The following is a 7,870-nucleotide window of genomic DNA, read 5'->3' on the forward strand; positions in this document are numbered from 1 at the left end:
GTGCAGCGGGACCAGGTCAGGTGCTGGCCGGTGGTGGAGCGCGGCGGGCGACTTGCCGGCGTCCGGGTGGGAGCGGAGGGGGACCCGGCCGCCGCGCAACCGCGTGACCTGGTGGGCCAGCTTGGTGGCGGCCGTCTCCAGGTCCGGTGTGGAGGCCGCGGCCCGGAGTTCGTCGGTCACCGCGAGCAGTGCGGACAGGTGCCCGGCGAGCTGGATGTCCAGCTCTTCCTCGCGGGAGCGGTGCGGCACGTCGGAGGCGTGGACCGGGGTGGTGTGGACCGACTTCGTGCGGATTGGCTCGTACATAGGAGGGCCTCCTGTGCGCTGACAGGAAGCCATCCTAGCTTGGATTCTGTCTAAAGTTGGCAGGACTACAGGATTGGGGGCGGGTGGTTACCGTCGGTCAGGGCTGCCCGTACCCGTCGAGGAACCGCCCGATCCGCGTCACCGCGTCCTTGAGATCCGTGGCCGTCGGCAGCGTCACCACCCGGAAGTGATCGGGCTCGGGCCAGTTGAAGCCGCTGCCCTGGACGACCATGATCTTCTCCTGCCGCAGCAGGTCCAGGACCATCCGCCGGTCGTCCTTGATCTTGTAGACCTGCGGATCGAGGCGGGGGAAGAGGTACAGCGCCCCCTTGGGGCGGACGCAGGTCACGCCGGGGATCTGCGTGAGCAGCTCGTACGCCGTGTCCATCTGTTCCTTCAGCCGCCCGCCCGGCAGCACCAGCTCCTTGATCGACTGCCGCCCGCTGAGCGCGGCGACGACCCCGTGCTGTCCCGGCATGTTCGCGCACAGCCGCATGTTCGCGAGGATCGTGAGGCCCTCGATGTAGGAGTCGGCGTGCGCGCGGGGCCCGGAGATCGCCATCCATCCGACGCGGTACCCGGCGACCCGGTACGCCTTGGACATGCCGTTGAACGTGAGGGTGAGGAGATCGGGCGCGACGGATGCCGTCGCCGTGTGCGTGGCGCCGTCGTACAGGATCTTGTCGTAGATCTCGTCCGAGCAGACCAGCAGGTTGTGGCGGCGCGCGATGTCGGTCAGACCCCGGAGCATCTCCTCGTCGTACACCGCGCCCGTCGGGTTGTTCGGGTTGATGATGACGAGCGCCTTCGTCCGGTCCGTGACCTTGCGCTCGATGTCCGCGAGGTCCGGCATCCAGTCGGACTGCTCGTCGCAGCGGTAGTGGACGGCCGTCCCGCCGGACAGCGCCACGGCCGCCGTCCACAGGGGGTAGTCCGGGGCGGGGACGAGGACCTCGTCGCCGTCGTCGAGCAGCCCCTGCATCGCCATGACGATCAGCTCGGAGACGCCGTTGCCGATGAAGACGTGCTCGACGTCCGTCTCGATGCCCAGCGTCTGGTTGTGCATGACGACCGCGCGCCGGGCGGCGAGGAGGCCCTTCGCGTCGCCGTAGCCGTGGGCCGTCGAGACGTTCCTGAGGATGTCCTCCAGGATCTCCGGCGGGCACTCGAAGCCGAAGGCGGCCGGGTTGCCGGTGTTCAGCTTGAGGATGCGGTGACCTGCCGCCTCCAGCCGCATCGCCTCCTCAAGAACCGGGCCCCGGATCTCGTAACAGACGTTGGCGAGCTTTGTGGACTGGATCACCTGCATGTCTGGGAGCTTACGGCCCGGTTACCGGACCTGGGGCGTGTTTTGCGCCACGTGGGGGTGAAGGGTGTGCGGCTGAAACTGACTCCTTGTTCCTGGCGGGACGGGTGTTGATTATGTGCATGACAAGCAGCTTGTCAGTCATGACAGCAGCCAGATCAGAGGGGACCCCACATGAGAAAGCCTCTCGTCGCCGCGATTTTCGCCCTGGCCCTGGCCGGAGCGGGTGCGGCCCCCGCCGTCGCGGCGCCGGCCGCCGCACCGGCGATGACCACCACCAGCACCGCCACCCAGGCCAAGGCGCCCGCGCTGAAGGCCGTCACCCTCGCCGGCACGGTCGCGCTCAGCAACTGTTCCGGCTCCGTGATCCGCTTCCCGAACTCCCTGGACACCGACCCGGCGCTGGTCATGTCCAACGGCCACTGCCTGACCTCCGGGTTCCCGGCCCCCGGCGAGGTCGTCGTCAACCAGGCGTCCAGCCGGACCTTCAGCCTGCTCAACGCCTCCGGCACCAAGGTCGCGACCCTGCGGGCGAGCAAGCTGGCGTACGCGACGATGACCGACACGGACGTGTCGATCTACCAGCTCACCAGCACCTACGCGACGATCCGCGGCAGCTACGGGATCTCGCCGCTCACCGTCCAGGACACCCACCCGACCGCCGGCACCGCGATCACCGTGGCCTCCGGGTACTGGAAGCGGCTCTACAGCTGCAACATCGACGGCTTCGCCTACCGGATCAAGGAGGGCGACTGGACCTGGAAGGACTCGGTCCGCTACACCTCCGCCTGCCAGACCATCGGCGGCACCTCCGGCTCCCCGGTCGTCGACCAGGCCACCGGCAACGTCGTCGCCGTCAACAACACGGGCAACGAGGACGGCGAGCGCTGCACCGTCAACAACCCGTGCGAGGTCTCCGAGACCGGGGCCGTGACCGTCCGTCAGGGCATCAACTACGCCCAGGAGATCTACCAGATCCCGGCCTGCTTCAAGGCCGGCAACCAGCTCGACCTGAACGCCTCCGGCTGCGTCCTGCCGAAGCCGTAAGGGAGTTCGTGTGCGGGGGCCCGTCCCACGGGACTGAGACGGGCCACCCCGCCGCACCTCTAGAAGAACGTCCGTACGTATTCGGCCACCGTGCCGTCCGCCTCCACCACCGGGATCAGCGGCCACTTCTCGAACGTCGTGCACGGATGCGACAGCCCGAACCCGACCCAGTCACCGACCTCCAGGTCCACACCCGGTTCGGTCGCCAGCCACGCGTGCTGATCCGAGAGCGCGGTCACCGAAACGCCGTCCGCCGTACGGGTGTTGCCACCGCGCCGGATCACCTCGACGACCGGCAACCCCAGGTCGTACGCGACATCCCGCTTGCCCGCGTTGACGAACGCCTGGTGCGGGGTCGGCCGGGAGACGACCTGCGCCCAGAGGCGGAACGCCGGTTCCAGGGCGCCCTCTTCGGGGACCCGGTTGAAGGGCGTGCGGTCGCGGTAGTGCAGGTGGTCGTGGGTGACGTACGCCCCCGAGCGCAGCAACTTCAGCACCGGCGCCGAGAGTTCGGGGATCTCCGCGAGGCCGTCCGCAACCGCGTCGAACCACTCGCTGCCGCCCGCGCTGACGACGATCTCGTCGACCCCGGCGAACCGGCCGGCGCCGTCGAACTCCGCGGCGAGCGCGACGAGTTGCCGTGTCCACTCCCGCACAGCCGCCGCCGTCGCGTCCGGCACCTGAGCCTCGTACCCGGCGACGCCCACGAGCCGGAGCGTGCGCGTCTTCGCGACGGCCTCGGCGACCGACGAAGCTTCTGCGGCGGTCCGCGCCCCGGTACGCCCCTCCGGGCCCGCCGCGAGTTCGACGACGACCTCCAACGGGCGTACCGCACCCGCCTCTTGGAGGGCCGCGTCCATCAGCTCGACGCCGCGTACGGAGTCGGCGTAGCAGATGTGGCGGAAGGCGGGGTCGGCGTCCTGTTCGGCGGCGAGCCAGCGCAGGGCGGCGGGGTCGACGAGCTGGTTGGCGAGGAAGACACGGGAGACGCCGAACGCCCGTGCCACGCGGACCTGGTGGGGCATGGCGAGGGTGATGCCCCAGGCGCCGTGGGCGAGTTGACGGTGGAAGAGGGCCGGGGCCATCGTCGTCTTGCCGTGCGGGGCGAAGGCGAGGTCGTGGTGGGTCGTATACCGCTCCAGGAGCGCGAGGTTGTGGGTCAGGCGCTCGGCGGAGAGGGTGAGGACGGGGGTGGGGAAGCCGTCCGTGAAGAGGTTGCGGCGCTCGGCCGTCAACTCCGCGACCGTGCGGCCGTCCGCGTCCGGGGGGAGGCCCTTGAAGCGGTGGTCGAGGCGCTCCTCGGCCAGGGAGGCCAGGGCGGCCGGGGTGGTGGGGCGGGTCAAGGACACTCCCGGTCGTAGCTCTGTCGTATAACGAAGTCGGGGTCGGCTGTGTGCGGCACAGGATCGTCGACCATACTGCCCGCTGTGGACCAGCGCATAGGATCGAGCAGCAAGCCCCTGGAGGGCGCCGGTTTCGACCCGGCCTTCATCCCCGGGCTCACCGCGCCCGCGCCGGCTCAGGCCGCGAAGGAGCCCGCGGAGGCCGTGCCCGAGGACGCCGTGCCCGAGGAGGACGAGGCGGTTGTGGAAGCGGTTGCCGAGACGGAACCGGAGTCCGAGGAAGAGGCACCCGTCGACGGCCCCGTCTTCGAGGCGGCCGACCGGCGTGCCTCGGTCACCGCCGACCACAAGGGTGTCCGGCTCGCCCTCGACGACCAGAACTGCGAGTTCCGGTGGGACGAGATCGGCGCCGTCGAGACGGAGACGAACCGCTTCGGCAAGCGGTTCACCATCACCGTCCACACACCCGACCGGCGCTGGTACCCGATCGAGATCGAGGCCAAGTCCCGGTCCGAATTCCCGGAGTGGGAGCGGCAGTTGGACGCCGTCCTCGACGCGTACTTCGAGGACGGCGCCACCTCGGAGGAAGAGACCGAGGAACAGCCTCAGGACTAGCAGTACTGAGCCTGCTTGCCGATCGAGCGGTACATGCAGTCCGAGTTCTCCAGGAGTTGCAGTACCGCGTCCCGGTTGCGTGCCGTCTCCCGCTCGATCACCTCGTCGGGCGGGTAGAAACCGCCGCCGCCGTCCGACGGGTACATCTCGAAGGTGTACGAGAAGATCTTGTGCACCCCCCAGAGGTAGTCGTCGATCGACCCGTCCGTGATGTACAGGTCGCTCGACTGCTCCGGGGTGTACCCGTTGCTGGCCGCCATCTTCTGCCCGACGGCCTTGAACGCGGCGTTGTCGTCGGCGGTCATGCCGGTCGTGGTGTCCGCGTTGGTGTAGCCGAACGGCCACAGCACGAGTTCGCTGTACGTGTGGAAGTCGATGCCCGCCTTGATCTGCTGGACCCCGCCGACGACCCGGCTGCGCACGAAGTCGGCGACGACCTTCACCTCGGGCGCGGACTCGGCGGACGCGCCCCGGTACGTCTCCGACGACTTCGACCCGGAGGAGCCGCCGCAGCAGCCCCAGCGGTAGTCCCAGTTCCGGTTGAGGTCCGTACCGACCGCCGAGGAACCGGAGTTGGGCTGCCGGTTCTTGCGCCAGGAGCGGTACGAACCGGTGGCGATGTCGTACTCGCCACCGTCCGGGTTGAGGTCCGGGATGATCCAGATCTCGCGTGAGTTCACCATGTTCGTGATCCGTGAGTCGCTGCCGTACCCGGCGCCGAACTCGCGGATCAGGTAGAGCGCCATCTCGACGGTGAGGTGCTCGCGGGCGTGCTGGTGGTGCGTGAACAGCACCTCGGGCTCGGCCTCGTCGGTGCCGACGTTGTCGCTGATCTTGATGGCGTAGATGTCCCGGCCGGAGTACGACTTCCCGATCACGCGCTTGCTCATGATGCTCGGGTAGGCCGCGAGCCGCTGGTCGATCTCCGCGTTCATCTCGGCGTAGTTGTGGTACCGGGAGTCCGCCGAGGGGAAGTCGAAGAGGCGTGCCTCGCCCGCCGCGAGACGGTTCGGGGCGGCGCCGAGCGGGGTGACGTCGTAACCGGCTGCCGTCAGTTTCCTGATCTGGTCGGCGCGGCCGGAGACGACGACGGTCTCGGAGTCCACCTCGTCGATGCTGACGCCGGCCCGCAGGATCGCCGTGCGGACCGGTGAGGTGTTGTTGCGCACGTGGATCTCGTACTGGCGGATGTCGTCCGCCGCCGGGGCGGCCTTGGCGGCGCTGTCCGCCGAGGCGCTGGTCACCGAGGCGGAGACGGGGGCGGCGAGGGCCAGGGCGAGGAGGGTGGCGAGGACGGCGGTGCGTCTGCCACGTCGGGCACTTGAGCCGCGGATACGAAGGCGCATGAGGTCTCCTTGAGTCTCCAGGTCCGTCCGGATTGTCCGGAGGGGTGGGGGTGGAGCGGGGGAGCTTTGCTGTGTACGAGCTGTGCGGCGTGTCGCTCATGGTCAGGGTTATGGCATGAGCAGGTCAATAGCGCCCATGTTCTGGGGGCGCGCGCCATGGGGCGTGCCCTCTTGCGGCTCCCGCGACTTTGCGCATGCTTGACCAACATGGCGGACACCACGGGAAACCCCACGACCGACGCCCTCCCCACCCCCACACCCCGCAAGGCCAGTTGGCGGCACATCGGACCCGGCGTCGTCGTCGCCGCGACCGGCGTCGGCGCCGGTGACCTCGTCGCCACACTCATCGCGGGCAGCAACTTCGGCTACACCCTGCTCTGGGCGGCCGTCGTCGGCTGCCTCGTCAAGATCTCCCTCGCGGAGGCCGCCGGACGCTGGCATCTCGCCACCGGCCGCACCCTGTTCGACGGCTGGGCGAGCCTCGGCCGCTGGACCCTCTGGTTCTTCGGCGTGTACGCCGTGGTCTGGGGGTTCGTGTACGGCGCGGCGGCGATGTCGTCCAGCGCGCTGCCCCTCCAGGCGCTGTTCCCGGACGTGATGGACCTCAAGTGGTGGGCCGTCGCCTGCGGGCTCTCCGGCCTCGTCTTCGTCTGGTTCAACCGGTACGCCGTCTTCGAGAAGGTCATGACGGTGCTGGTCGGCGTGATGTTCGTCGTAACCGTCTACCTGGCGATCCGCGTCACCCCGAACCTCCCCGACGCCTTCGCCGGCCTCCTGCCCGTCCTCCCCGACGAGAAGGACTCCGTCCTCAACACGCTCGGCCTCATCGGCGGCGTCGGCGGGACCATCACCCTTGCGGCGTACGGGTATTGGGTCAACGCGAAGGGGTGGACGGACGTCGGCTGGATGAAGGTCATGCGCCTGGACAACCGCGTCGCCTACGCGACCACCGGCATCTTCGTCGTCGCGATGCTCTTCGTCGGCGCCGAGTTGCTGCACTCCGCGAACGTCGCCATCGCGAGCGGCGACAAGGGGCTCGTCCAGCTCGGGGACATCCTGGAGGCCGAGTACGGCTCCGCCACCGCCAAGTTCTTCCTGATCGGCTTCTTCGCGACGTCGTACACGTCACTGATCGGCGTCTGGCACGGGGTCAGCCTGATGTTCGCGGACTTCGTGGACCGGCTGCGGACGGCCGGTGCGGGCAAGGGCGAGGACATCGCCTCCGGCGCCCGCGAACGCTCCTGGCCCTTCCGCGCGTACCTCCTCTGGCTGACCTTCCCTCCGATCGTCCTGCTCTTCCAGGGCCAGCCCTTCCGCCTGATCATCCTCTACGGCGTCCTCGGCGCGGCCTTCCTCCCCTTCCTGGCGCTGACCCTCATCTGGCTCCTCAACTCCGGCCGCACACCCGCCGCTTGGCGCAACGGGCCGCTCAGCAACGGGATGCTCGTGGTCGCGGGGGTGCTGTTCGTGGTGCTGTGTGCGAAGCAGGTGTGGGACCAGCCGTGGTCGGAGTTCTTCTGAGAGAGCCCGGCAGTAGGCGTCACTTCAGGCGTTTGGTGGTGGGGCGGTCGTTCCAGCGGTAGCGCGGTGTCGCGTGGCGGATGAGCATGCGTAGCGTGACGATTGCGGCGGCCAGGTAGAGGTAGAAGTCCACGACGCGGCTGCGTTTCTCGGTGCAGCGCCGCAGTTTGCCGAAGCTGTTCATCCACGCGTGGCTGCGCTCGACCACCCATCTCTTGCCGGCCTGGAGCGGCGCGGGGACGCCCTTGCGGGCGATCTCGCCGGTGAAGCCCAGCTCCGCGAGCGCGTGGCGGGTCTTGTCGCTGTCGTAGCCGCGGTCGAGGTTCACGTTGACCTGGTCCGGGAGCTCGCCGACCTGCTCCTTGACGGCTTCGAGGGTGGGGACG

General features: G+C 69.0%; 8 protein-coding genes. 3 read left to right on the forward strand and 5 right to left on the reverse strand.

The genetic code is table 11. The features are described 5' to 3' along the window. A partial coding sequence (locus ACVNF4_RS29195) for an SCO4983 family protein (protein WP_461805881.1) occupies positions 1-306 on the reverse strand: 306 nt, incomplete at its 3' end. Between the two features lie 97 nt (positions 307-403). Next, complete coding sequence (locus ACVNF4_RS29200) at positions 404-1,615, reverse strand: pyridoxal phosphate-dependent aminotransferase (protein WP_461805882.1); 1,212 nt, start codon at positions 1,613-1,615, stop codon at positions 404-406. A 171-nt stretch (positions 1,616-1,786) separates the two neighbouring features. Here ACVNF4_RS29200 and ACVNF4_RS29205 point away from each other — a divergent pair, with 171 nt between their 5' ends. Continuing rightward, a complete protein-coding gene (locus ACVNF4_RS29205; protein WP_461805883.1) occupies positions 1,787-2,659 on the forward strand; it encodes a S1 family peptidase in 873 nt (290 codons plus the stop codon). Between the two features lie 59 nt (positions 2,660-2,718). On the opposite strand, the gene ACVNF4_RS29210 is transcribed toward ACVNF4_RS29205, so the two are convergent. Then, a complete protein-coding gene (locus ACVNF4_RS29210; RefSeq protein ID WP_461805884.1) occupies positions 2,719-4,002 on the reverse strand; it encodes a type III PLP-dependent enzyme domain-containing protein in 1,284 nt (427 codons plus the stop codon). 84 nt (positions 4,003-4,086) lie between these two features. Here ACVNF4_RS29210 and ACVNF4_RS29215 point away from each other — a divergent pair, with 84 nt between their 5' ends. Continuing rightward, a complete protein-coding gene (locus tag ACVNF4_RS29215; RefSeq protein ID WP_461805885.1) occupies positions 4,087-4,617 on the forward strand; it encodes a hypothetical protein in 531 nt (176 codons plus the stop codon). Here ACVNF4_RS29215 and ACVNF4_RS29220 read toward each other — a convergent pair. Further along, on the reverse strand, positions 4,614-5,963 hold the full coding sequence (locus tag ACVNF4_RS29220) for a M14 family metallopeptidase (protein ID WP_461805886.1): 1,350 nt from the start codon (positions 5,961-5,963) through the stop codon (positions 4,614-4,616). The genes ACVNF4_RS29215 and ACVNF4_RS29220 overlap by 4 nt on opposite strands. Before the next feature lie 207 nt (positions 5,964-6,170). Here ACVNF4_RS29220 and ACVNF4_RS29225 point away from each other — a divergent pair, with 207 nt between their 5' ends. Continuing rightward, positions 6,171-7,484, forward strand: a complete 1,314-nt coding sequence (locus ACVNF4_RS29225) for an Nramp family divalent metal transporter (RefSeq protein ID WP_461805887.1) — start codon at positions 6,171-6,173, stop codon at positions 7,482-7,484. Positions 7,485-7,503: 19 nt separating this feature from the next. On the opposite strand, the gene ACVNF4_RS29230 is transcribed toward ACVNF4_RS29225, so the two are convergent. After that, a partial coding sequence (locus ACVNF4_RS29230) for a transposase (protein ID WP_461805888.1) occupies positions 7,504-7,870 on the reverse strand: 367 nt, incomplete at its 5' end.

It is taken from the genome of Streptomyces sp. S6 (assembly GCF_054880855.1).